This is a genomic window from Thauera sp. GDN1, from assembly GCF_029223545.1.
GTDB lineage: Bacteria > Pseudomonadota > Gammaproteobacteria > Burkholderiales > Rhodocyclaceae > Thauera.
Genome location: NZ_CP097870.1, coordinates 3,283,869 through 3,307,601, shown reverse-complemented (window position 1 = coordinate 3,307,601; position 23,733 = coordinate 3,283,869). Strand labels below are relative to the sequence as shown.

Annotated in this window: 17 protein-coding genes; 1 reads left to right on the top strand and 16 read right to left on the bottom strand. The window is 72.9% G+C overall.

All coding sequences use genetic code 11. The features are described 5' to 3' along the window. Nucleotides 1-105 precede the first annotated feature (105 nt). Nucleotides 106-1,722 (top strand): thymidine phosphorylase family protein, encoded by a 1,617-nt coding sequence (locus CKCBHOJB_RS15195; protein WP_281049498.1) that lies wholly within the window; start codon nt 106-108, stop codon nt 1,720-1,722. A gap of 57 nt (nt 1,723-1,779) precedes the next feature. Here CKCBHOJB_RS15195 and CKCBHOJB_RS15190 read toward each other — a convergent pair whose 3' ends face one another. Genes CKCBHOJB_RS15190 through CKCBHOJB_RS15115 form a run of 16 tightly spaced genes read right to left on the bottom strand, consistent with a single transcriptional unit; the run spans nt 1,780 to nt 23,718 of the window. After that, nucleotides 1,780-3,549: a hypothetical protein gene (locus CKCBHOJB_RS15190; RefSeq protein WP_281049497.1), complete on the bottom strand. Its 1,770-nt coding sequence runs from the start codon at nt 3,547-3,549 to the stop codon at nt 1,780-1,782. A gap of 1 nt (nt 3,550) precedes the next feature. Beyond that, the gene (locus CKCBHOJB_RS15185) at nt 3,551-5,254 is read right to left on the bottom strand and encodes a hypothetical protein (RefSeq protein ID WP_281049496.1); all 1,704 of its coding nucleotides are present in this window, start codon (nt 5,252-5,254) and stop codon (nt 3,551-3,553) included. A gap of 18 nt (nt 5,255-5,272) precedes the next feature. Continuing rightward, nucleotides 5,273-6,754, bottom strand: coding sequence for a hypothetical protein (locus tag CKCBHOJB_RS15180; protein WP_281049495.1), 1,482 nt, complete (start codon nt 6,752-6,754; stop codon nt 5,273-5,275). After that, nucleotides 6,751-9,240 carry a hypothetical protein gene (locus tag CKCBHOJB_RS15175; protein ID WP_281049494.1) on the bottom strand — a complete coding sequence of 830 codons (2,490 nt, stop codon included), beginning with the start codon at nt 9,238-9,240 and terminating at the stop codon, nt 6,751-6,753. The genes CKCBHOJB_RS15180 and CKCBHOJB_RS15175 overlap by 4 nt, the downstream gene beginning before the upstream one ends. Before the next feature lie 2 nt (nt 9,241-9,242). Beyond that, complete coding sequence (locus CKCBHOJB_RS15170) at nt 9,243-10,991, bottom strand: baseplate J/gp47 family protein (RefSeq protein WP_281049493.1); 1,749 nt, start codon at nt 10,989-10,991, stop codon at nt 9,243-9,245. A gap of 7 nt (nt 10,992-10,998) precedes the next feature. Continuing rightward, nucleotides 10,999-11,463 (bottom strand): hypothetical protein, encoded by a 465-nt coding sequence (locus CKCBHOJB_RS15165; RefSeq protein WP_281049492.1) that lies wholly within the window; start codon nt 11,461-11,463, stop codon nt 10,999-11,001. A gap of 5 nt (nt 11,464-11,468) precedes the next feature. Next, entirely contained in the window at nt 11,469-11,861 is a 393-nt protein-coding gene (locus CKCBHOJB_RS15160) for a PAAR domain-containing protein (protein ID WP_281049491.1), read from the bottom strand. Nucleotides 11,862-11,883: 22 nt separating this feature from the next. Next, entirely contained in the window at nt 11,884-12,522 is a 639-nt protein-coding gene (locus CKCBHOJB_RS15155; RefSeq protein ID WP_281049490.1) for a phage baseplate assembly protein V, read from the bottom strand. Beyond that, nucleotides 12,519-13,577 (bottom strand): hypothetical protein, encoded by a 1,059-nt coding sequence (locus CKCBHOJB_RS15150; protein ID WP_281049488.1) that lies wholly within the window; start codon nt 13,575-13,577, stop codon nt 12,519-12,521. The genes CKCBHOJB_RS15155 and CKCBHOJB_RS15150 overlap by 4 nt, the downstream gene beginning before the upstream one ends. Then, on the bottom strand, nt 13,574-16,291 hold the full coding sequence (locus CKCBHOJB_RS15145; RefSeq protein ID WP_281049487.1) for a M23 family metallopeptidase: 2,718 nt from the start codon (nt 16,289-16,291) through the stop codon (nt 13,574-13,576). The genes CKCBHOJB_RS15150 and CKCBHOJB_RS15145 overlap by 4 nt, the downstream gene beginning before the upstream one ends. A 12-nt stretch (nt 16,292-16,303) precedes the next feature. Continuing rightward, a complete protein-coding gene (locus CKCBHOJB_RS15140) occupies nt 16,304-19,783 on the bottom strand; it encodes a hypothetical protein (RefSeq protein WP_281049486.1) in 3,480 nt (1,159 codons plus the stop codon). 6 nt (nt 19,784-19,789) lie between these two features. Beyond that, on the bottom strand, nt 19,790-20,380 hold the full coding sequence (locus CKCBHOJB_RS15135; RefSeq protein WP_281049485.1) for a hypothetical protein: 591 nt from the start codon (nt 20,378-20,380) through the stop codon (nt 19,790-19,792). Then, nucleotides 20,377-21,591 carry a hypothetical protein gene (locus tag CKCBHOJB_RS15130; RefSeq protein ID WP_281049484.1) on the bottom strand — a complete coding sequence of 405 codons (1,215 nt, stop codon included), beginning with the start codon at nt 21,589-21,591 and terminating at the stop codon, nt 20,377-20,379. Before CKCBHOJB_RS15130 ends, CKCBHOJB_RS15135 begins: the two co-directional genes overlap by 4 nt. Beyond that, on the bottom strand, nt 21,584-22,099 hold the full coding sequence (locus CKCBHOJB_RS15125; RefSeq protein ID WP_281049483.1) for a hypothetical protein: 516 nt from the start codon (nt 22,097-22,099) through the stop codon (nt 21,584-21,586). Before CKCBHOJB_RS15125 ends, CKCBHOJB_RS15130 begins: the two co-directional genes overlap by 8 nt. A gap of 4 nt (nt 22,100-22,103) precedes the next feature. After that, nucleotides 22,104-22,613, bottom strand: coding sequence for a hypothetical protein (locus tag CKCBHOJB_RS15120; protein WP_281049482.1), 510 nt, complete (start codon nt 22,611-22,613; stop codon nt 22,104-22,106). A gap of 22 nt (nt 22,614-22,635) precedes the next feature. Beyond that, nucleotides 22,636-23,718: a phage tail sheath C-terminal domain-containing protein gene (locus CKCBHOJB_RS15115; RefSeq protein ID WP_281049481.1), complete on the bottom strand. Its 1,083-nt coding sequence runs from the start codon at nt 23,716-23,718 to the stop codon at nt 22,636-22,638. Nucleotides 23,719-23,733 lie beyond the last annotated feature (15 nt).

Sequence of the window (23,733 nt, the reverse complement as noted above, 5' to 3'; positions counted from 1 at the left end):
GCGGCTTCCGTCTGCACCGATCCCCGCGCCGGCGCCCGTGCGTTCCGTCATGCGCGCAGCGGCAAAGCCGTGCAGGGACGGGCGCGACGGGTGTAGCCTTCGTCCATGAGCACGAAATCCGCTAGAACCGGAGACGGCGCCGACGAGGCGCCCAGGGCGCTGCCGGCCCCGGACGAGGCTTCCGCCTTCCCGCTGAGCCTGCGCCGGGTGGCGGTGGACACCTACCGCGAGAACGTCGCCTACCTGCACCGCGACTGCGAGATCTATCGCGCCGAGGGCTTCCAGGCCCTGGCCAAGGTCGAGGTGCGCGCCAACGGCCGGCGCATCCTCGCCACCCTCAACGTGGTGGATGATCCGCGCATCGTCCGCTGCAACGAGATCGGCCTGTCGATCGACGCCTTCGCCCAGCTCGGCGTGGACAACGGCCATCGGGCGATGGTGGCGCAGGCCGAACCGCCGTCCTCGATCCCGGCCCTGCACCGCAAGATCGCCGGGGAGCGCCTCGACCGCGAGGACTTCCGCGCCATCGTGCGCGACATCGCCGAGCACCGCTATTCCAAGATCGAGCTCACCGCCTTCGTGGTCGCCACCAATCAGGGCGAGCTCGACCGCGAGGAGGTGTATTTCCTCACCGAAGCCATGGCGGCAGTGGGCCACCGCATCGACTGGCGCGAGCGCCCGGTGGTCGACAAGCACTGCATCGGCGGCATTCCGGGCAACCGCACCTCGATGCTGGTGGTCCCGATCGTGGCCGCTCACGGCATGCTGTGCCCGAAGACCTCGTCGCGCGCGATCACCTCGCCGGCCGGCACCGCCGACACCATGGAGGTGCTGGCCAACGTCGAGCTGCCGGTGGAACGGCTCGGCGAGATCGTGCGCGAGCATCGCGGCTGCCTGGCCTGGGGCGGCACCGCCAACCTGTCGCCCGCCGACGACGTGCTGATCTCGGTGGAGCGCCCGCTGTCGATCGACTCGCCGGGGCAGATGGTCGCCTCCATCCTGTCGAAGAAGGTCGCTGCCGGCTCCACCCACCTCGTGCTCGACATCCCGGTGGGGCCGAGCGCCAAGGTGCGTTCGATGCCCGAGGCGCAGAAGCTGCGCAAGCTGTTCGAATTCGTCGCCGGACGCATGAACCTGACCATCGACGTGGTGATTACCGATGGCCGCCAGCCGATCGGCAGCGGCATCGGCCCGGTGCTGGAGGCGCGCGATGTGATGCGGGTGCTGGAGAACGACCCGCGCGCGCCCAACGACCTGCGCCAGAAGGCCTTGCGCCTGGCCGGACGGATGCTCGAGTTCGACTCCGATGTGCGCGGCGGCGACGGTTTTGCGATCGCGCGCGACATCCTCGACTCCGGCCGTGCGCTGGCGAAGATGGACGCCATCATCCACGCCCAGGGCGGCAGGCCCTTCGACCACAACGCGCCACAACTCGCGCGCCTGGCCTTCGAAGTCGTGGCCGAGGCCGACGGCCTGGTGGCCGGCATCGACAACCACCAGCTCGCACGCATCGCCCGCCTTGCCGGCGCGCCCAAGATGCAGGGCTCCGGGGTGGACCTGCTGAAGAAGCTCGGCGACCCGGTGAGGAAGGGCGAGCCGCTGTACCGCGTGCACGCCGATTATCCGGCGGACATGGAGTTCGCGCGCCAGGCCAGCACCCGCGCCAGCGGCTATGCGATCGGCGGGGCGGACGAGGTGCCGCACCTGTTCGTGGAGTTCTGACGCGGAGTCTGGTCGCAGCGGCTCCCACGGAAACAGCGCATGCCGAGCGCGCGCAGCTCAGATTGAGACGGTGCGCAACGTCGCCGATTCCACCACCACCTCGGCCGCGACCCCGCTGGCGACCTTGATCGGCAGCGCGGGCCAGGCCGCCAGCGCGGGCGGCGCGATGACGAGTTCGAAGCGGTCCTGCTTGCGGTCGGTGAAGGCGAGCGTCTGCGCGCCGAGGCTGAACACCGGCTCGTTTGCGCCGGGGCCGCCCGCAGCGTCGTCGAGGGCCGCTTCCAGCCACGCGGCCTCTAGCGCCAGACCCACGGCGCGCCCCTCGCCGTCCTCTGCCGTGCGGTGGATCTTCCAGCCATGGCCGCCGGCCTCGGCCAGCCACAGCCCGCGCCCTTGCGTGAGCGACAGTTCGAGGCGCAAGGCCTGCGCCTGCAGGTCGAGCGCCGGCCAGCGCACCGCAAGCCGCAAGGGGGCGCTGGCAGTGCCGGCGGGATGGGCGGTGTCGAAGTCGAAGGCCTGCTCGGCGAGCGGCGGCGTGCCGCGGCGGGCGTTCGCCGGCAGCACGCGCAGCACGCCCTTGATGCGCTCGGACAGCGGATGCCAGTCGAAGCTCAGGCCGGCCAGCGTCGCCGGCGCGTCGAGGCGGCGCTCCCCGCTCACGCGCTGGTCTTCCTCGACCAGCAGTCCGGCGCGGCCATCCGTTGCGCCGGCGGTAGGGCGCTCGCCGGCGGGCGGCGTGTCGGCGGCGCGCAGGCGGCCCTTCAGCACGAGCTGCAAGGGGCTGGCGCCGTGGGTGGGGCCGATCTCGAGGTCGCGGCTGAGGTGCTGCCGGCCGTCGAAATCCAGCCGCAGCGGCTCGGTGAGCAGGGCCTGGTCGGCCAGCAGGCCGAGCGCGACCTGGCTCAACCGGACCAGGCAGGGCGCGTCCGATTCGATGTCCAGCCGCAGCCGCGGCAGCGCCTCCGGTGCCGGGGCGCGCTGACAGAACGCGATCACCTGCTCGAGCGCGGCGGCCCATTCGTCGGCGAGCGTGCCCGCGGGCAGGGTGACCGGCGCGTCCTGCTCGCCCGGCAGCAGCGCCTGCCACAGCAGGCGGTCGCTGCCGTCGGCCGCGCCGCCTTCGAGGAGCAGGCGCAGCCGGGGGCTGGCGGGGTGCGCGGCGATGCGGATGCGCGGCACGAGCTCGGAACCCCGGCGCATCAGGGCAATGTCGTGCTCGATGGCGAGCTGCGTGCCCGCCTTGTCGTGGGCAAGGTCCTGGGCCCCCTGCACTCCGCCGGCACGCGAGCCGCGCTGCGCGGGCCGGGCACGCATGTTCTCGGTCATGAGCTTGCCGCCGGCCGGGATCGCGGCATCGAACTTCACCACCAGCGGCGAGCCCACCCATGGCGGGTTCAGCGCGCTGCCGGTGCGCCCGCTCTGCGCGGCGTCTGCGCTGACCGCGTCGCCATCGGCGCGGTGCAGGCCAAAGCCGAAAGTCCGCCCCGGAATGGCGTCGTCGATGCGCACGATCGGAGCGGGCCACACCAGCTCGAGCCGGGTCTGCGTGCGTCCGCTGTCCTCCGCGAGCTCGAACCAGCGCGCGTCGTCGGTGTCGAGCGCGAACTCGGCGGGGCGGAACTGCACCTGCAGCGTGGAGCCGTCCAGGCTCAGCGCCCGCGCGCTGCGGCAGGCCTCGGGCAGGGGCAGCCACAGCGAGCTGCGGAAGACCTGCACGCCATCCATCTGCTCCGGAAAGCGCAGCTCGATGTCCTGCGTCGCGCCCACCGGCTCGGCGAGGGCCGGGTGCGCCTTGCGGTAGAGGGCGAAGGGGGTGGGCGCCGGCATCTCAGCCTCTCGTCAGGCGCAGGTTGTTCGCGCTCACCACGTTCTTCAGGTTGGTGTCGACGCTGTCGATGCGGGTGTTCAGCGTCAGCCGGTTCTGGTCGAAGCTCGCGAGGTCGGTGTTGAAGCGCGAAAGGTCGGTGGCGAACTGGCCGTAGCGCACGTCGAATTCGTTGAGCTGGGTGCCGATCAGCGTGTAGCGGCTGTCGAAGTCGGCGTAGCGGGTGTCGAAGCTCGCATAGCGCGTGTCGAAGGACGAGTAGCGGCTGTCGAAGGATTGGTAGCGGGTGTCGAAGCTGTCGATGCGGGTGTCGATCGCCTGGCGGTCCTGGTTCACTTCGAGCGCGAGCGCCTGCACCTGGCGCAGCTGCGCGTCCACCGCGCTGGCGCGGGCCTCGACCTCGCGCGCGAGGGTGCCGAGGTGCTCGAATTCGGCGAGGTTCAGTTCGGCGACGGTGTCGATGCGCTGGCCGAGGTCCGCCCGGGTCGCCGTGTCCAGGGTGTAGCTGCCGAGCGAGCGCGGACTCACCTCGGCCGCTGCCACGCCGAGCTGGGAGACCACGGCGTCGCGCGCTTCCACCGGCAGGGTCTCCACCCCGCCGCCGATGAAGCGGTCGACTGCGGCTTCCAGCTGGCGCTTGCCGATCCACTCCGCGGCCCGGCCGGCGTGTCCGGCGAGGCGCGTCTGGGCGAGATTGAGCAGGCCGTCGAGGAGCGCGCCGTCGCCGGTCGAGGCGCGTGCGGCGAGCTCCTGCTCGAGCGGCGTGCCGCCCTCGAGCACGTCGGCCAGGAAGCTCGTCCATGGTTCGACCCAGTCGATCCAGGTCGCGGTCCGCACCGCGCGCGCGAGGCTGCTGCCGCGTCCCTCGGCATCGAGCACGTCGGCCTGGATCAGGCCGCTGTCCACCGGCCAGGCCAGCTTCCAGCGCGCGCGGCTGATGGTGTCGACCGCGGCGCCGTGGGCGTCGCGGACGTAGAGGTCGATCGCGGTGCGCAGGCTGTAGCTGCGGTCGCGCAGGTAGGCCTCCGCCATCGCCTTCAGGCCGGCCTCGAGTGCGAGCGGATGGGCGGCCCGGGGGTCGAGTCCGGCGAGCGCGGTTTCCAGCGCGGCCTGCTGGTTCTCGGTCAGCGGCTCGGTCGGCGGCGTGAGCAGCTCGAGTTCGGCGCTGCCGTCGCTGCCGGTGAGCACGGTGACGGCCTGGCCCTCGATGCGGTGGAAGCCGTACAGATACACCAGCCGGCCGAGGCTGGCCTGCACCGTGACCGCGACCCCGACGCGTGGCGTGCCGCCGTGGTCATTGACCTGCAGGCGCAGGGTGCGCGGTTCGCCCAGCCAGGCGTCCTGCGGATGCAGGGCCAGGCTCAGCACCAGGCCGGTCTCGGTCGGGGTGGCGAGCGCCTCGCCGCCGTAGAACAGCTCGACCCAGCGCGTCGGCTCCAGGCCGAGCGCGGCGACGCAGATCTCGGTGAAGCGCTCCGGGCCGATCAGCCGCACCGCGCGCACCTGCAGGATGTCGGTAAAGCTGCCGCCGAGCGCCGCGCGCGCATCGAGCAGACGCTGGCCCAGGCGCACGCCGATGTCGGGCTCGCGCGGGAACTCGATGTCGCGCGCGAGCTGCTCCGCGCTCGTCGCCGCGTTCAGGAACGCCAGCACCCGCGCCGCCTGGACGGCGGACAGGTCGCTGGGCTGAAGGTAGACGATCGGCATGGCGGCGGGGGCGGGATGTCAGCGATTGATCCGGGTCGCCAGGCCGTTGAGCGAGGTGTTGATCGCCTGCAGCCGGGAGCCGAGATCGGCCACCTGCACGACGTCGATCTTGTTGATGCCGTCGCCGAGCGCACGCAGGCCGGCGCTGATCTCCTTGCCGGTCTTCTCGGCCGCCAGCACCCGGCTCTCGAGCACGCTGACCGCCTGCTTGGCGCCGGCGGCGTCCTGCGCGATGTTCTGCGCGGATTTCGCGGTCTGGCCGACCTGCTGCGTCACCGTGGCCTGCTGGCCATAGCCGGCGGCGACGCCGCTGTCGAGGGCGCCGGTGGCGAACTGCATCTGCATCGCGCCCATCATCATCGCCCTGGCGTTCTGCCGGGCCGGATCGGTGCCCGGGTTGATCACGGTGGCGGCCTTGTCCAGCGCCTTCATCTCGCGGATGCGGCCGAGCACGCCGCGCTGGTTGGCGCGCTTGTCGAGCTCGCTGACCATGCGGTGCACCAGGTCGGGCACATGGAGGTTCTCGTTGAGGATCCGACCCCAGTCGAGCTCGGCCTCCTCGAAGACATCGACATGGTCGTGCGACCAGTTCGGGATCCACTCGCGGAAATTGACCTGCACGGTGGCGACGCCGCGCGTGGGGTCGGGCGAGGTGGCGACCGAGTCCGGCTTGGCGAAGGCCATCACGGTCGCCCGGTAGTGCTCCCATTCGCCCGGCGGCCGGATGATTCCGCCGATGACGCGTCCGCCGGTGTATTGCTCGATGTAGCGGTCGGCATAGCCGCGCACGGTGGCGTTGGCGTCGTACATCGTGCTGATCGAGCGGAAGGCCATCTGCACCTCGGGGTCCTGCGGCGAGGCCGCCTCCTGCAGCACCTTCATGACCGTCTTGCCGCTGCTGCCGGCCTGGGCCTGCAGTACGCCGGCGAAGCTGCCCTCGACGCTCGGCGTCAGGCCCTTGGTGAACTGCGAGCGCAGCTGCAGGCGGACCTGGCCGGCGTTGTTGAACTGCACCGCGAGTGCGTTCTCCTCGGCGTTCTCGCGCACGACGAAGCCGGGCGCGGCGCGCAGCCGCCCCCAGGTGGCGACGACGTCGAGCCAGGGCTTGGGGTCGGGCAGCGGCTTGCCGTCGAGGGTGGTGGCGGTGAACACCAGCTCGGCGGCCTGGCCGACCAGGTAGTGCTCCTGCGCGGTGCTGACCCTGAGCAGGTAGTTCTGGCGCAGCGGCGCGGTTTCCGCGTCGAGCTTCTGCACCAGCGCGGGCAGGGCCTCGAGCGGATCGATGCGGGCGTCGAGCGCCGAGATCGCGGCCTCGGTGTTCGTCTCCAGCGTGTCGACCGCGCTCTGCAGCACTGCGAGATCGGTGCTCAGCGCGTCGAGGCTGTTGCCGTAGGCGGCGAGCACGCTCACCAGCGCGTTCCAGTCCTCGGCGCGGATCAGGTGGCCGGCCGCCTTGCCGTCGAGCGTCGCGGCGAGTTCGCGGGCGTCTTGAAGCGTCATGATGTGCTCTCCTTCACGATTCTGCCTTCCACCATCAGTTGCAGCGGCACGCCGGCGGGGCGGGCGCGCTCGATCAGGTTCCATACGCGCTCGGCGAGCGCGGGATCGGCGGCGGCGCCGGGGTCGGCCAGGCACAGGCGGATGCGGATGCCGGCGGCCGGCGGCAGCAGGCGCAGCGCCCACAGCTTCGCCGAGGGCGGGTAGCTGAACGCCGCATTGCCGAACTGGCCTTCTCCGTCGGGGTCGGCGAGGAAGGCCGGGTCGGTGCGGAAATGGCCGGGCACGGCGGCGCGCCTGGCCGGTGCCGGGAACAGCTGGCCTTCCTTCGACCACCAGTCGCCGCCGGCGGCGGGCGGCGTGGGCGCGGGGCCGATCATCTGCAGGTAGCGCCAGCGCTCGTCGCTGCGCCCGTCGGGCGGCGGCAGCCAGGGGGCGACGCCGTCCACGATGCGCAGCTCGTCGGGCTTGATGCGCAGGCGCAGGCTGTCCGGCGCGAGGTCCGCGGCGGCGGTGAACTGCGTGCCGGCAGCGTCCCATGTACCGAGCTCGGCGCGTACCGTGGGCGCGAACAGCGCGGCGGCGATAGCCAGGTCGCTGCCGAGGCGCTCGGCCAGGCCGGCATCGCCGAAGCGGCGTTCGCGGCTGCGCCAGCGCAGCCAGCGCGCCTGGGCGCGGTCGTACTGCCAGTGGCCGCGCGGCTCGGAGCTGATCTCGCTCGGGTAGGCGGTGTCGGCGCGGCCCTCGGCGATCCAGGCGCCGGCATCGAAATCGTGGCGCGCGAGGTCGCGGCCGTCGAAGCGGAACAGGCCGTTGTCGGCGCCGATCCACAGCAGGCCGCGTTCGTCCACGGTCAGCGCATGCACGGCGCCGATCAGCTCGGCGAAGGCCTCCAGCCGCGTCCCCTCGCCGTCGGCCACATGCCAGCGCGCCAGCCCCGCGGGGCCGCCCAGCCACAGGCTGCCGTCGGCGGTGGTGGCGAGGGCGCTCAGCGGCGGCAGCGGGCTCGTCATGCTCGCGTCGGGCGTCGCTTCCGGCTGCCAGTCGGGCAGGTGCTCGGAGACGGCCGCGCCCTGGTAGCGCCAGTAGCGGCCCTCGCGCCATTCGAACAGGGCGTTGGCGGTGGCGATGAGGTCGCGGCGGCTGGCGCCGGTGTCGGGGTCGTGCTCGACCAGGACGGCGTGGAGGTCGAGCGCGGCATGGCGGCGTTCGATCAGGCTGCCGTCGGCGGCGATCACGCTGAGGCCGTCGGCACCCCCGGCAACGACTTGCGCGCCGTGCGCGGCGAGCACGCGGACGGCGCCGGTGAAGCCGGAGACCGCCTCCCAGCGCAGGGTTCCGCTCATTGCGCCACTCTCGGGCCACAGCGCGCAGCGGAACAGGCCGGCGTCGGTGCCGAGCCAGGCGGCATCGGCGCTGCAGCACAGGGCGTGGAAGGGACCGGCGGGGGCGTCGGTTTCCACCGCGGTGAAAACGCTGCCGTTGAAACGCTGTACGCGCCAGGTCTGCAGCGTGCGCTGGATCGCCCACAGGCTGCCGTCGAGTGCGCGGGCGAGCGCGACGATGCGCCCGGCGGGCAGGCTGGCGGCTTCGGTCCACGGGCCGTTGGCCGACGGGTCGCGTGCGGCGTTGGCGGCGGTCTCCAGCGGACTGGTCAGGAGCTTGCCGTCGCGCACCAGCCAGGTCCGGCGGCTGGGCGACAGGCGCAGCGCCTGGTCGGGGGCCAGCGTGCCGGTCCACGCCACGCCGATGCCGACCGGCGTCGCCCCCGGGGTGTAGCGCTCGATCATCGGCATCTCGGTCGCCGCGCACACCGCATCCGGCGTGGCGCCGACGATCACGAAGCCCGCGCTGTCGGCGGTGTCGATCTTCCACCGTGCCAGGGGCGCGACATGCTCGCCCTGCTGCACGCCGGGCGGCGCGGTCAGGGCCTGGGCCGCGCTGCGCAGCGCGGCCGGTTCCTCGATCGAGAAACGCCCGCGCTGGCGTGTGAGCGCAACCGTCATGTCCTCGGGCAGCGCGGCATCGACCAGGCGGCGCAGCGCGTCGGGGGTGCACAGGCCGAGGCGCCAGGCGTCGACGATGTCGGCCAGGCGCTGGCGATATTCCTCGACGTTCTCGCGCAGGCTGGCGGGTTCGCGCCACGGCGGCAGGTCGAGCAGGGCGCCCAGGCGCGCGAGGTCACGGATCCAGGGATAGCGCTGCAGCTCGGCGCGGTCCTGCGGCGCGCGCACGTTGGCCGGGCCGAGCCCGCGCTCGCGGCGGTGCGCCTGGTGGTGGGTGGCCCACAGCGCGGCGTCGGCGGTGTCGGCCCAGTGCGCGCGCAGCACGTGCTGCAGCTCGACGGCGGCCTCGCCCTGGGCGGCGCCGACCGCGGCCAGCCATTCGGCGAGCAGGGTGCGATCGTCCGGCTGCGGCCGCCACAGCGAGGGCAGCAGCGCGCTCAGGCGCTCGATCTGGCTGGCGAAGGCGGGATCACGCGTGCTCATGATCAGGCCGCCTTCGGTTTCACTTCGATGCTGACGCCGGCGAGCGACAGGCGTTCGCCGGTGGCGAGCGCGAAGGCCGGGGCGTCGGCGCCTTCCAGGAGCTGGCTGAGCGCGTTCGGCCGGGTGAACACCCACTGCACGGTGTACTTGCCGACGTCGGTCGCGCTGGCGCCGGCGGCGCCGGCGAGCTGGGCTTCGAGGTTGGCGCTGGTCCATCCGCCATGCGGCAGCGGCAGCAGGCGGGTGAGCCGGCCCCAGCCGAGCACGCGCTTGGCGTCGTCCGCGGGCAGGCCCTGCTCGGCCAGCTGGTTGAGGACCGCGATCGCGGCCTCGACGGCGGCGGCGAGCTTGGCCTGGTCCGGGATCGGTTCGCCGCGCGGATAGCGCACCGCCAGCGTCAGAGCGGTGGCGAGCGCCGGGTCGACGATGCGCAGCTCGCCGAGCTCGGCGGTCTTGCCGCCCAGCGCCAGCAGGCCGGCGGCCACGTCGAGCACGTCGGCGCCGTCGGCGCTGGCCGTCCTGATGCGTACGTCCTCCACGCCGTCGACGCCGATCGCCAGGCCGGCGAGCCGGCTGAGGCTGCCGTCGGCCGCCAGCGGCAGGCGGATGAAATAGTCGGCGTAGCGGCTGCGGATCTCGTCCTGCAGCGCACGCAGGCGGGTCTCGGGCAGGCCGGCGGCGGAGACGACATGCAGGTCGAGATCGACCTTCGCGGGCGGCGCACCGGTCAGGATGTCCACCTTCACGCCGGCCGGGCGCACCTGGTCGACCGCCTTCTTCAGGCGCGCGAACTGGTCGGGGCCGGGCAGGCCCTGCAGGGTGATGCGCACCAGCCCCGGCGAGGGCTCCTCGAGTTCCGCGCGCAGGCCTTCGGCGGCGATCGCGGCCTCGATCGCACCGAGCGTGCCGCGGGCCGAGCCGGCGAGGAAGCGGCGGGCGCGGCTGCGCAGCTCGTCGTCGTCCTCGTCGCGGTCCAGGCGCGCGGTGGCGCCCGGGTTGGTCGCCGACTCGATGCCGGCGATCGGGCGCACCATCAGCACCAGGCTGTCGGGCGGCAGGCCGTCGTTGTCGGCGACCAGGTCGCGGGCGGCGACCTTGGCCGCGGGCTGGCCATCGACCAGGGTGAGGTCGGCGGTGGTCTCGTATTCGATCGCACCGTCGGCGGTGGCGACCCGGGTGCCGGCGGGGATGGTGATCTCGCCGGCGGTGTTGCGTGCGCGGGTGAAGCGCAGCTCGCCGCTGTTGCGCCCGGCGCGCACGCGGCGGATGCCGAGCAGGCCGACAACGTGGTCGAGGGCACCGCCGCTGGCGGTGTCGAGGAAGCCGGCGCGGTACACCGTCTCCATCTGCGCGTACAGGCTGGCCGTCTCCAGCGCCACCGCCTCCATCAGCGTGCGCACCACCGAGCCGGGATAGAGGTCGTTCACCCGCATCTCGCGCTGGCGCGGCAGGTAATGCACCTCGAAGGCGCTGCCCTCGTCGGGGCGGGCGCCACCGGCCTTCCATTCGAGTTCGGCGCCGTCGGCCGACAGCAGGTAGTCGGCATCGGGCGCGAAGCGGAAGGTCTCGCCGTTGCGCGCGCCCCACACCGCGGTGATGCGGTCCACCGGCGGGCGCTCCAGCGCATGCCGGTAGGGCTCGCGCGTGGCCTTGGCCGGGGGGTAGGGGTGGGCCTCGCCGCTCACGCCGCCGAGCAGGCGGTTGAGCAGGCTTTCGGCGACTTCGGGATAGGTTTTGCGGCGGAAAGACATGGTGTCCTCACACGGCAAGTTCGATGGAGAAGGGGCCGACCGTCACCAGCTCGGTGGCGGCGACCGGCTTGACCCGCAGCAGCACGTCGACCGTGGAGCGGGTGCCGGGCGAGGGTTCGACGCGCAGTTCGGCCACCTTGTCGATGCGCGGTTCGGCCTTCAGCGCCTCGAGGATGAAGAGCCGCAGCAGGTTGCGGCGCGGGCCGTCGTTCTCGCGCCCGATGAGTTCATGCACCCGCGAGCCGTAGTCCGGATGGCCGAGCGCGGCCAGCTCGCCGCGCGGGGTGAGCAGGCGAAGGATCACCGCCTGGGCGAGGTTCTCCAGTCCGTCGCGGGGCACGAAGTCCCATGCTGCGCGCGGCTGCCGGGCAGTCTCGGTCAACCGATACACCGGGCGCAGCTCGCGATGCACTGCATGGATGGCGATGTCGCGCAGCAGGTGGGCGGTGGAGGGCGGGCGGAAGCTGGGCATGGCGTTCATCCGATCAGGACCGTGCCGCTGGCGATCACGGTGCCGGCGGGCAGGTCGGCGGGGTCGTTGCAGGTCTGCGCCATGTCGCCCATGCGTGCCGCCGGCTTGCCGTTGATGTGCACCGTGGCGGAGCCGGCAAGGATGGTGGCGCTGTTCGAGGGCGACTTCTGGAACGGGCCGGCGGTGGGGATGTGGCCGGGCGTGTTGGTGGCGGTCGAATCCTTGGTGGCGGCGGCCTTGCCCTCGATCTGCACGTCCGACGACAGGCCGCCGTCGATGGTGCCGACGAAGGGGCTGGGCAGCGGGGTCGGGATCGGGCCGCCGGGGCTGGGCACCATCTGGATGTGGAGGTCGGTGGCGAGGATGCGGTCGCCCTGTTTCGCGGCAGGCAGGCTCATGGTTTCCGTGTCCTCGTCGGCCCTAGTTGATCTTCACCATCGCGCCCTTGAGCACGAGGTTGCCGCTGGCTTCGACCGTGGCGTCGCCGTCGGCCTTCAATGTCAGCTTGCCGGCGGCCTTCAGGTCGAGGTCGCCCGGCGCTTCGATCCTGACCGCGCCGCCGCCGTCGATGGTCACCTTGGCGTCGGCGACGGTGAGCGTCATCACCGGGTCGTCGTCCTGCACCTCCATCCTGAAGCGCTCACCCTTGAGGCTGACGGTGAAGCCTGCCGGCGAGGACTGGCGGATCTCCACGCGCACGCCGCTGTCCTTGGCATCACTGCCGGAGGGCAGTTGCAGCACCCAGTCGTTCTCGACGTGCTCGGGCGGCGTGTCGGACTCGTTGTACAGCGTGCCGGTGACGACCGGGCGGTCGAGTGCGCCGCCGATGAACTGCACCAGCACCAGGTCGCCGACCTCGGGCAGGCTGGCGAAGCCCTTGCGCGGGGTGAGGACCGGCACGTGGCGCAGCACCAGCTCGGTGCCACGCAGCACCACGTCGGCGCTGTAGGCGCCGGGATCGGACGGATACACCGCCTGCACGCTGCCGATCTCGGCGAAGCGGTGGCTGGCGAGCTCGCGCCGGATCAGCTGGCGCAGGGTGTCGTACAGCGCGCTCATGCCGGCACCCCCGTCGCCCGGGTGATGAAGCCCTGGCCGGGCGCGAAGCGGTGTTCGACCGCGACCGCGACCCAGGTGCCGTCGCCGCGTCCGCCGGGGCAGCCCTCGAGCGCGAAACGGCTGGCGATGTCGAGTGTCGGGCAGCCGGGCACCGTGATGTGCACCCGGCCGGCGGGCTTGGTGCCCGCGCCCGTCAATCCACCCGGGGCCCCGGCCAGGCCGCCGGCGCCCGCCGCTGCTCCTCCACCCGCCGCAGCGGCGCCGGCGGCCGGCTTCTCGCCCGCGCTCCACGCCCCTTCCTTGGCCTTGCCGGTGGGCAGGCCGGCGAAGGCGGTGATCGCCGGGTCGTGCAGCTCGGCCTGCAGGCCGAGCAGGTCGCGCCCCCAGCCCCAGGTCGCCACCGGCTGGCCGCGCGCGGCGCGGGCGTTGAGCCGGCCTTCGGCATCCATCCACACCGGGAAACCGGCGGCCTGGCCGAGGCGCGCCATCCATTCCCACAGGGAAGCCTGGGCGTCGATGGCGAGGAAGGCGTAGCTGGGGCCGGCGTCGATGTCGCCCGGGGTGAGGCTGGCCTCGCCCGCCCACAGCTTCATCAGGTCGGCGAAGCCCTGGTTCTCGTAGCCGGCGTTGCGCCGCACCCGGGTCAGCGGCGCGGCGGTGGCGCCGAGCACCAGCTCGAGCAGGCCGCTGCTGCCGCCGATCAGCGTGATCGGGCCGGTGAACACCGCGGGTGGATCGTCGCCCGCGCCGAGCTGCAGCTTCAGCACGTCGCCCGCGGCCAGCGTCGGGAAATCGCTGCCCGGCAGGAAGCGCAGCCGGCACGCGGCCAGCGCGGGTGCGGGCAGCAGGCGCACTTCGGCCTCCACCAGCGCGGCGGTGAGCGGGTCGGGCTGCGCGGGGCCGGTGAGCAGCGCCACCAGCTCGGCGCCGAAGCCGCCGGCCGAGGGCGCCCCGCCGCCGCGCGACACCTTCGCGCGCGGGGGCGGCAGCGTGCCGGCGCCGGTCGAGCCGCCGAGTGCGCCGCCGAGGCTGTCCATCAGCGCGTCGCCGATCATGGCGGCAGCTCCGTCGAGCGCGTGTTGCGCGAGCGGTACCAGCGCAGGTTCCTCAGCACGCCGTCGCCCGGGGCGTCGGCGAACACGAAGGGCAGGGTGTAGCTGCTGAGTGCGCCGGAGGTGACGAGCTGGGTGGCGCCCAGGGGCTCGGGCGTGGCCGGCGGCGCCGGGCCGCGCAGCACGTGCAGGTGCAGGTGGTTGTGGAAGCTCACGCCGGTGCTGCCGGCGCGCATGATCGGGTTGCCGCGCCGCACCCGCGTGCCGATGATCTGCTGCGGCGTCTTGCCGTACAGCGTTTGCCACAGCGCGCGCACACCCTCGGTGGCGCCGTGGCCGTAGATGGCGTAGGTGGTCACCGCGCTGCCGCCCTGGTCGCGGTCCTGGGCCTCGATGCGGCTGTCGTGGCGGATGGCGATGAAGTTCCAGCCCGGGTTGTCGTTGCGCCAGCCTGCACCCATGACGCCGTTCGAGGCCGTGCGCGCGGTCGCCTCCTGCGTCGTATCGGGGTTGATGTTGTCCGGGATCCAGTCGAAGAAATCGACCACCGTGCCGTCGCGGATGGCGAGCACCTCGTCGCCGAAGTCGTGGGCGAAGTCGTAGGCGTAGATCTGCGGGAAGCTGTTCCAGCGCGCGTGGCTGAAGAAGCCGAGGTTGGCCTGGCCGACGTACATCGCGGTGTCGGCGGCGTAGGGCAGGTGGTAGGGCGAGCCGGCCTTGTCCGGGTAGCCGGCGAAGTCGCTGCGGGTGTCGGTATAGGGCGTGTCGGCGGGATCCTTGCGCGGGTTATAGCGCCCGCCGTCGGTGCTGCCGTCGCGCTGGCTGTAGAACTCGATGATGAAGCTCAGCGTGCCGAACAGCGCACCGAGGCCGACCTTCTCCCCCAGCTGGGCCGGGGTGTGGGTGCGTGCGATCGCCCACGCGATGAAGGTGCCGAGCATGTTGCCGAAGGCGTTGATCAGCGGCGCGCCGAGCAGCATCCACGGGAAGTACAGCGGGCCGAAGGACGCGCCGCCGTTGTTGTCGAAGGGCAGGCCGTAATCGTCGCGCGGGATCAGTGCGCGGAAGCCGAAGCCGATGGCGAGGTTGACCAGCCCGATCACCGGGTCCGCGCGCTGCCAGTTGGCCGGGCGCAGGTCGTCGCCCACCGGCGGGGGGCCGGCGGCACCGCCGGTCTGGTTGATCAGCGTGAACAGCGACAGGAAGAAGTCATTCACGCCCTGGGTCGCGCCGCTGATCGTGTACGCCGACAGCGCGTCGCCGCCGATCAGCGTCAGCCACTGCAGGAAGCCGAGCCCGGCGGTGGTCTTGGTGTGCACGCCCTCGAAGGAGCCGCCCAGCACCGTCAGCATCGGCAGCAGCGACGAGAACAGCCAGCTCGAACCCACGCCCCAGCCCAGCGAACGCACGATCAGCGAGGGCAGCGGGGCCTCGCCCGCGCCGCGCGCCACCGCATCGGACCAGTTCCACAGCCACAGCGGGATGTTGCAGGCGTACTCGCGCTCGCCCGTGCCCATCGCCACCGCATGCCAGAAGCCGGCGGCGCTCTTCTGCAGGATGGCGGTGGCGCGCGTCCATTCCTCGAGGAAGCCGGGCGAGATCGAGCCGAAGCTGAAGTGCTCGCGGCTGGCCGGGCCGGCGAACTGCGGCGCGGCGTGCCAGGCGAAGGGGGCGTCGGCGCGGTGCAGCACCGCGTCGTCCACGGTCGCTCGGCGCAACACCAGGCATTTCTGGTCGGTGCTCAGCCACACCTCGTCGCCCGGGTAGCCGGGCGTGATGTTCTGCAGCAGGCCGGTGCCGAAGCCGTTCCTGAAGCCCTGGCGGTGGCGCGCGTACAGCCAGGAGGCGTACCAGCAGTACCGGCCGTCCTGGCTGCGCGGCGGCACGCCGGTCGAGCGCGAGCCGCGGCTGCGGGTGCTGCGTGTCGTTGCGCCCGCAGCCGCGCCGGCGGCGCGCGGCAGGCCGCCACGGGTGCTGATCGCCGCGCCGCGGGCGACTTCCGCGAGCAGGCGCAGCACGGCCTCGAGCCGGCCGAGCAGGCATTCGGCCTGGCCCGAGATCGCCGGCAGCGGGGTCTCGCGCAGTGCGCGAATCAGGATGCCGGCGAGACGATCGATGTCGAGGTCGAGTGTCGGGAAGCGCGGATAGACGTCGCGCTCGAGCCGGGTCAGCAGGCAGGCGAAGGCCTCGCGCACCGCCCTGGCCTTGCTGCCCGCTCCCTCGGGATGGGTGCGCAGTTCGGCGCGCACCTCGCCGAGGAGCACCAGGAAGTCGGCGCGAAAGCCTGCCTGGCTGAGGCCGAGGGTGTCGGTGAGGATGCGGCTGGCGCGTTGCAGCGTGCTGCGGATCTGGGCGTCGGTGAGCAGGCCGGCGATCGGCGCCAGGCGCTCGAGGCCGTCGGCAAGGCGTTCGAGCAGTTCGGCGGTGGACGCTGGGGCAGGGCCGCTGGCGAGGCTGGCGATGGGCTGCGTGAGCGGCTCGATCAGGCCGCGCAGCTCGGTCAGCGCCTGTGGCAGGCGCGGGCCGAGGCGGGCGACGAGCGCATCGGCGAAGCGCTGGCCGGCGGCCTGGAAGGCCGGCAGCACCGCTTCCGCGGCGGCGGGATCGAGGCTGAGCTGCTGGGCCAGGGCGACGATCTCGTCCGCCATCTCGTCGCCCACGCCGCGTCCGTGCATGCGGGCGAGCATCTGCGGCTGGATCAGGATGGAGCCGAGCATGATCCTGTTCTCCTAGGTGCCCACGCTGACGCTGGCGCTCGCCGAGGCGCCGCCACCGCCGGGGGCGCTGGCGAGCAGGGCGGCATAGGCCTGGTCGACGCGGCCGATCTGCACCCGCAACTCGGGCGGCAGGCCTTGCACCCAGTCGATGACGAGCTGGATCGAGGCGCTGATGTCGAGCGCGGCGACCAGGGGCTCGACCGTCGCCCGCCAGGTCTCGTCCAGCGGCTGCAGCAGCAGCGGGTCGGGGTCGAGCGCGCCGACCTTGGCCTGCAACTCCTGGTGCAGCGCATCGAGCTGGGTGCGCAGTGCCGGCGGGATCACGCTGTCGAGCGAGATGCGCGCGAGCAGGCGGTCGCGTGCGGCCTCCAGCGGCTGGCGCAGGCTGGCGGGGTCGAGTGCGCGCAGCTCGCCGAGCAGGTCGCGGTAGAGCATGTCCACCTGCTGCGCGTACAGCCCTGGGTCGAGGCCGGCGATGCGGTCGGTCAGCGACTCGATGCGTGCGAGCAGATCGGCGAGCGCCTGCGGTGCGGCGAGCAGTTCGTCGAGCTTGGCCTGCAGCGCATCGACCAGGCCGTGCAGCGCCGCTGCGGCGCTCTGCAGCAGTGCGCTCAGCACCTTCAGGCTGTCGAGGAAGAGCACCAGCGGCTGGCCGAACTGGCGCACCAGGGCCTCGCGCACCCACTGCCGGACCTGGGCCGGAGTGCCGGGCAGCAGCGCGGCGAAGGGGCCGTCGGCGCCGGGGAAGCGCTCGGATAGCTGGTCGAAGAGGGTGTCGAGGCGGGTGTCGGTCTCGGCCAGGCGACGTTCGAGGGCGGCGAAGGCGTTGAGCGCGTCCTCGGCGGCGCGGGTGGCCGGGGCGTCCAGGAAGCTCGAGATCGCGCTGGCGTCGGCTGCGGGGAGTGCGCCCAGGCCACTGCGGATGCGGCTGCGGGCGAGCGCGAGCTCGCCCAGCAGGGCCTGGGCCCCGGCAGCGGGGAGTGCGTCGGTCAGGGCATCGCGGGCGGCGGTCCAGCGCTCACGAAGCGGGGCCGCGGCGCAGGCGCGGGCGGTGTCATCGAGGGCAGCGAGGGCCGCGGCGAGCTCGCCGCTGGCGGTCTCCGGCACCTTGGCCAGCACCTGCTCGAGCCAGGCGTCGAACTGGCTGCCGGCGTCACCGAGCGCCGCGAGCTTCCCGGCCAGGTGGTCGGCGACGTCTAGCGCGCTGTCCACCGTGTTGCCGAAGCTGCGCACCCGAGCCAGCACGCCGCCGAGCGCATCGCCGAGTTCGCCCGCGGGCACCGCGGCATCGAGCCCCTGTAGCGCACCGCGCACGGCGTCGGTCAGCGGCTGGAGCAGGGTCGATGGGCGCAGCTTTTCCAGCTCGGCGATCAGCGCGGCGTGTGCCTGTGCGGCGGGCTGCAGCACGGCGGCGACGTCGAGCTGGCGGGCGAGGCGCTGGCGGGCGTCGGCCAGGGCACGGTCGGCCTGTTCCAGCCACTGCGTCGGACTGAAGGCGGCCAGGCCGTCGCGCACCGCGCCGTAGGGCTCCGCCAGCAGCGGCTGCAGCGCGCCACGCGGCGACAGCGCGAGCAGGCGTTCGCGCGCCTGCTCGGGCAGGGCCTTGATCTGCAGCAGCAGCTCGACCGGGCTGCCGTCGAGCTGGACCTCGAGCTCGACCACCAGCGGGTCGGTCAGCGGCACCAGCGACTGCGGCAGCACGCCCATGGCCTCGCGGATCAGCGCCGGGGCGGGGGCGGGCAGCGCGGAGGGATCGATCGAACGCAGCACGCCCTGGAGCTGCTCGATCGCGCCGATCACCTCGTCGGCGACCGGAGCGAAGGAGATGCGCGGCAGGGATTCGGCGAGCTGCTTGATCTGCTCGAGCAGCGCGATCAACTCGGCGACCTCGCCCTGCTGGGTGAGGTTGGCGATCGGCTCCAGAACCTGGCGCAGCGGTTCGGCGAGGGCTTCCGGATCGATCGCATCCATCGCCGTGTCGGCCGCCTGCAGGGCCTCGCCGAGTGCCGAAGTGGCGGGCGACAACGCACTCGACAGGGCCGATTCGATGGCGGCGACGGCCTGCTCCAGCGCGGCTTCGAGCTGCTGCTGCAGGCTGGCGAGGTCGAGCGCCTGAATCTGGCTGCGGGCGTCGCCGAAGGCGCGCTCGGCGCTGGCGCCGAGGACGGCGAGCTGCTGCTCGATCGCGGCGATCGCGTCGCCGGCACCATCGAGGGCGTCCGTGATCGGGGCGCTGACCGCGCTGATGTCGAGCAGGTCGAGCACCGACTGCAGCCGATCGCGTACGTCCTCGATCAGCGCGGTGAGCGGGGCGAAGGCGTCGGGCGGCAGCGCCGGGACGGCGAGCCCGCTGATGCCCTGGGTGAGGTCGGCGAAGCTCGCGCGTGGCTGCAGCAGCACCAGCGTGCGGCACAGGCCGGCGTCGAGTGCGCCGGGCAGCTCGACCAGCCGGGTCATCACGCGCGCGCGCGCCTCGGCCGCGTCCGTTGCCAGGGCGTCGCCGTTGGCGCCTGCCAGGCTGGCGAGCGCGGTCTGCCCATTGGCGAGTGCGGTGGCGGCGCCCGCGGCATTGCCCGCCTGCACGGCGGCGGCGAGCGCGTTCATCGCATCGACGAAGCCGCGTCCGACGCTGCCGACCGCGCTGCCCGACTGGGCGGTGACGTCGTCCGCGGGCAGCGCGCGCTCGATGCAGGCGGTGGTGTTGAGGGCGATCAGCTCGTCCAGCGCGGTCACCGTGTGCACGAGCTCGGCGCGGACCGCGGCGGCGTCGGCATCGTCCCAGCGGATCAGGGTGTCGAGCGGATCGCGCAGGTCGTCGAGGATGGGCAGCGAGCGGAGCTGGAAATAACCGGGGCGGAAGGTGCCGACGCGCGCATGCACCCAGCGCAGCAGGCCGGGCACGGTGAGGTCGGCGGGCAGGGTATCGATCAGCGTGCGTGCGGCGGCGACCCGGGCGGTGTCGAGCGCGCCGGCGTCGCTCGGCGGCGTGGAGGACGAACTGCTGCCCGACGAGGCGCTTCCACCGCTTCCACCGCTTCCGCTTCCACCGCTTCCAGCGCCCGCGCCGCCGGCGGCTTCCACGCTCGCGCCGGCCGTCACGCCGAGACCGCAGCGCCAGTCTGCGCCGAACACCGCCTGCAGGCGCTCGATGCGGGCGAGCAGCGGGGCGAAGGCGGCTTGCAGATCGGTGCCGAGGCGCGCAGGCAGCGCGGCGATGTCGCCCTCCAGCCCCTGGGCAAGGCCGCCGAGTTCGCCCTGCAGGCTGGGCAGCAGCTTGCCGAAGCCGGCGCTGAACTCGAAGCCGCCGGAGAGCTGCGGGACAGGCAGGCCACCGAGGCTGGACAGCGCGCTGCCGAAGTCGCCCGGCGGGCCGCTCTGCCAGCCTGTGATCAGCTTGCCGAGCTCGCCGAAGGCGCCACCGATGCCGCCCGCGATCGCGGACAGGTCCGCGCCGGATGCGGTCAGGTCGAGTTGGGCGAGCAGTCCGGCCATGGTCGCTTACTCCAGCAGGCCGCGCAGACCCGAACCGATGCTGCCGAGCTGGCCGATCGAGGGCGCGGTGTCGCCGAGGATGCCGGCGAGCGGCCCGGTCGGGTCGGAGATCGCCGGCAGGCTGCCGAGCGCGTCGAGCGCATCGATGGCACCCATTGCCTGGTCGAGCAGTCCGGCCGCGCCGTCGAGCAGACCGGTGTCGATGCCGCCGAGCACGTCGGCCGGCGGCGGCGGTGGCGGCGACTCGGTGAGCCACAGCGTGTAGTCGATCTGGTCGGGGGCGCTGGCCTCGGCCTGGATGTGCAGTTGTTGCAACAGCACGTACTGGATGTCGGTGCCGGTGACGATGTCGGAGACGAAGGTCATCGGTTCGCCGGCGAGGTATTTCTCGCGCACCGCGTTGAGCAGCTCCAGCCCGGCGTCGCTGCCGAACACCGAGCCCTCGACCAGGATGCGTGCCGGGCGGCGGTCGAGGTCCTGGAACAGGCTGCCGGCGCGCCCCGGGACCGGAAGCTCGAGGAAGTCGCGCGTCTCCAGCGTTTCCAGCCGGGTCACGCGCGGCAGTTCCCAGTCGGCGAGCATGGGTGTGAGGCTCATGTCAGATCCACTCCCCTGAGCCAGGCCTGTTCGCGCAGCAGGCGGTCGAGTCCGGCGGCCAGGTCTGCGGCGCCGTCCGCAGGCATGGCAGGCGCGGGCGTCGTCATGGCGGACGTCGGGGTCGCGGTGGCGGCCTTGGCGCTGGTGGCCGGCGCGGTCGCGACGTCCTGCGGACCGGACGCGCCGAGCAGGCGCGACGGCGCGCGCCGCTGCGGCGAGCGGGTAGGTGCGCGCATGAGGGTTTCCGGCCTGACGCTCTCGAACGCCTGTGCGACCGTCGCCGGGTGCGCGAATCCGGAGTCGAGCAGGCGGCGCAGGGCCTCGTCGCCATGCTCCATTGCTGCCGCGTCCATGCCGGCGCCCGCCTGCGTCGCGGCCTGGCAGGAAAGCTCGCCCCAGGGCGCACTGGCGGCGTGGAGGCGCGATGGTGGTGCGTGTCCGTGCCCCGCGCCGGGAGCGAGGAGGGCGCCATGCGCTGCGGCCGCGCTCGCGGCGAGCTCCGCGCCGTGGCGCAGGGCGGGATGGTCGGCGGCGGCCTGGGCGGCCTGGGCGGCCCGTGCTGCCGAAGTGGCGGCAACGCGCTGAGCGGGGGCTGCATCGCCGTCATGGCTTGCTTGTGCCGAGCGCGTGCCGATGCCGTGCAGGCGGGTCGGCGCGCGGGGCGGCGCGTGGCGCTTGAGCAGCGCGTCGATCAGCTCGCCCGCAGCGTACGCGTGCTCAGCCTGTTCGCTGGCGGGGAGGCTGGCCATGGGCTCCGGTCCGGCCGCACGCGCGCGGCTTCGCTCGCTCGCGGCTGCGGCACCGAGGGCAGCGGGTGTGAGCGCTGCGGCGGACGGCGGGATGTCCGGCGTCCGGCCCGACGCCTGTCGAAGGTTGCCCGCGGCGCCGGCCAGACTCGCCAGGGCGGTGGTTCCGGTTGCGGCGGGGCGCGGAGCGGACGCTTGCGCAGCCCGGCTGACCTTGTCGGCGCGCCGTCCGCCCACCTTGCCGTCGGGATCGGCGGTGTGCGCCGGTTCGAAGGCTTTCGGCAGCACGGCAAAGGGGTTGAAACGTGCCGCAGCGGGCAGGCGCTCGAGATCGCCGGTGTGCGCCTCGGCCTCGCGCGCAAAGGCGGCGAGCAACCCGGAGAGCCGCGCCTGCGTAGCCTCCAGGTGCTTGCTGACCTCATGGAAGGGCGCAAGGGCAGCCGCGAGGCGGCGCGGATCAGCCATGGCGCCCGCCTTCCTCGCGCAGCATCTGCAGATGGAGCAGGATCTGGCCGAGGGTGAGCTCGCCGATCTGCTGCGGTGTCCACCCGAACTCGCGGGCGAGTACATGGGCTGCGCGCGCGATCGGCTGTTCGGCGGCCTCCTCGAGCGCGGCGGGGGCGACGGCCAGGCCGCTGACGCGGTTCACCTCGCCGAGCAGGAACTCCATCAGCCCGATCGGCAGCGCCGACACCTGCGGCAACGACAGTTCCGGGGTCTGCAGCGCGGTGTGCACCATCAGCGCGCCGGCCAGGCTGTCGCTGTCGCGTGCGGCGCGGCTGATGAGCTGCAGGTCGCGTACCGTCAGCGGGCGGATCCGCACCCGGCCCGCCAGGCCGCTGCGACCGGCCTCGACGAGCGCCGCAGGCACCTCGATGTCGTAGGCCGCCGCGCTGCCGGCGAGCAGCTCGTCGGCGCCGAGATAGGCGCTCCCCGGGCCGGTGTTCGCCTGTGCTGCCTGTGCCGAAGTCATGGGCTCAGCCTCGTTCGTCGCGGACGCTCACGTACAGGGCCTGGAAGTCCGCGCCTTCCATGACGAAGTCGTCCTCGGGCATGGACAGGTTCCATTGCTCGAGCTTGACGTCGTGCAGGGTGACGATGGATTTCGTGCCCGGGCTGGCGGCGTTCTCCGCCATCAGCGTGATGTTGAACGCCGGTTGCACCCAGGAGCTGCGCGGGCGCTGGTCGGCCGCTTCGCCGAGCAGCAGGCGCAGCAGCGCGCCGTTGAGCCAGGCGCGGTCGATGTGGCCGCGCACGCTGACGTTGCCCGAGCGCAGCTCGCTGGCGTAGCGCTGGCCGATCTCGTGGAAGGGGCGGATCGCCGAGCTGACCTGGACGGTGACGCCGGTGACGCGGCCGACCTGGATCAGGTCGTTGCCCTCGATCACGGCGCCGGCGGCCGACCCCTCGGGCCCGTCGCCGGCAGGGGCGAGCAGGATGGTGCCGTCGGCACCGGTGTAGACATTCTGGTTGGCGGCAGATGGCATGTCGGTCTCCTTACCTGCGTGTTCAGGACAGCGCGAGGGTCACGCGGATGTAGTCGATGCTGAAGGTGGGCTGCATGGCCACATTGACGATGCAGCGCCCGGCGATCTCGTCGGCGCGCGTGGCCTTGACCTCGAGCTGGTAGCCGGTGAGGGCCTCGTCCACCACCATGGTGGTCAGGAAGCTGTCGAGCGCGCCGTGCAGCGCGGTGCGCACGCGCTCGTTGTTGAGGCGGCCGACGAAGGGGTTGGCGACCTGGCGGATGCCGGCCTTGGCGTAATCGACGATGCGCCGCGTGGTGATCTGCGAGAAGGCCTCGCCCTCGGTGGTGATGCCGCGCACAACGCGCACGCCCTGGCGCTCCTCGAGCGGGCAGACGTTGGCCTGCAGCAGCGACTTGAGCTGGCCGTAGCTGTAGCGGGTGACGAGCTGGGTGACGCCGGGCAGCACCTTGTTGGTCGGGCTGGCCTGCGGGGCGAGGCTGGCGATCAGGCCGGCGACCGCGGCTGCGGTGTAGTTGCCGGGCAGGTCGACCATCGCGCCGGCGGCCGGGTCGTAGGTGCGCACGCCCGGGGTCACCAGCACCACGCGCTTGTTCGCCGCGACCTGGGCGGCGACGTCGCTGACCCCGCTGGCGTCGGAGCCGATCACGGTGATCATGTCCTTGCCGTCGCCCTCGGCGGTGTTGGTCGCCGCCGGCAGCACCTGCAGTGCGGTCGCGGTGGCGAGCTCGGGAGCGATCAGGATGTTGACCGTCTCCTTGAGCAACTCGGCGGCGGCGTTGGCGAAGGCCGTCTGGTCCGCGGCGGCGGCGACCGCACGGGCATAGACCGTGCGAGCGCCGTTGGCGAACAGCAGGGCGAGTCCGCGCATCAGGTTCTGCGTGCCTGCGGAGGCGGCGTCGGACGGCGCATAGAGCTTGGCCGCGTCCTCCATGCTGCCGAGGATGTGGGTCTGCCCGATGGCGTCGGTGACTCCGCTGGCCGCCGCCGCGGTGCCGACGATGCCGACATTGCCGAAGCTCACGCCCTTGGGCGCGATCAAGCCCTCGGCCTGGACCCGGATGAATGTGCCGGGAACGATCTGTTCCGCAAAGTTCTCTTCCATCGCCCGCTCCTTCTG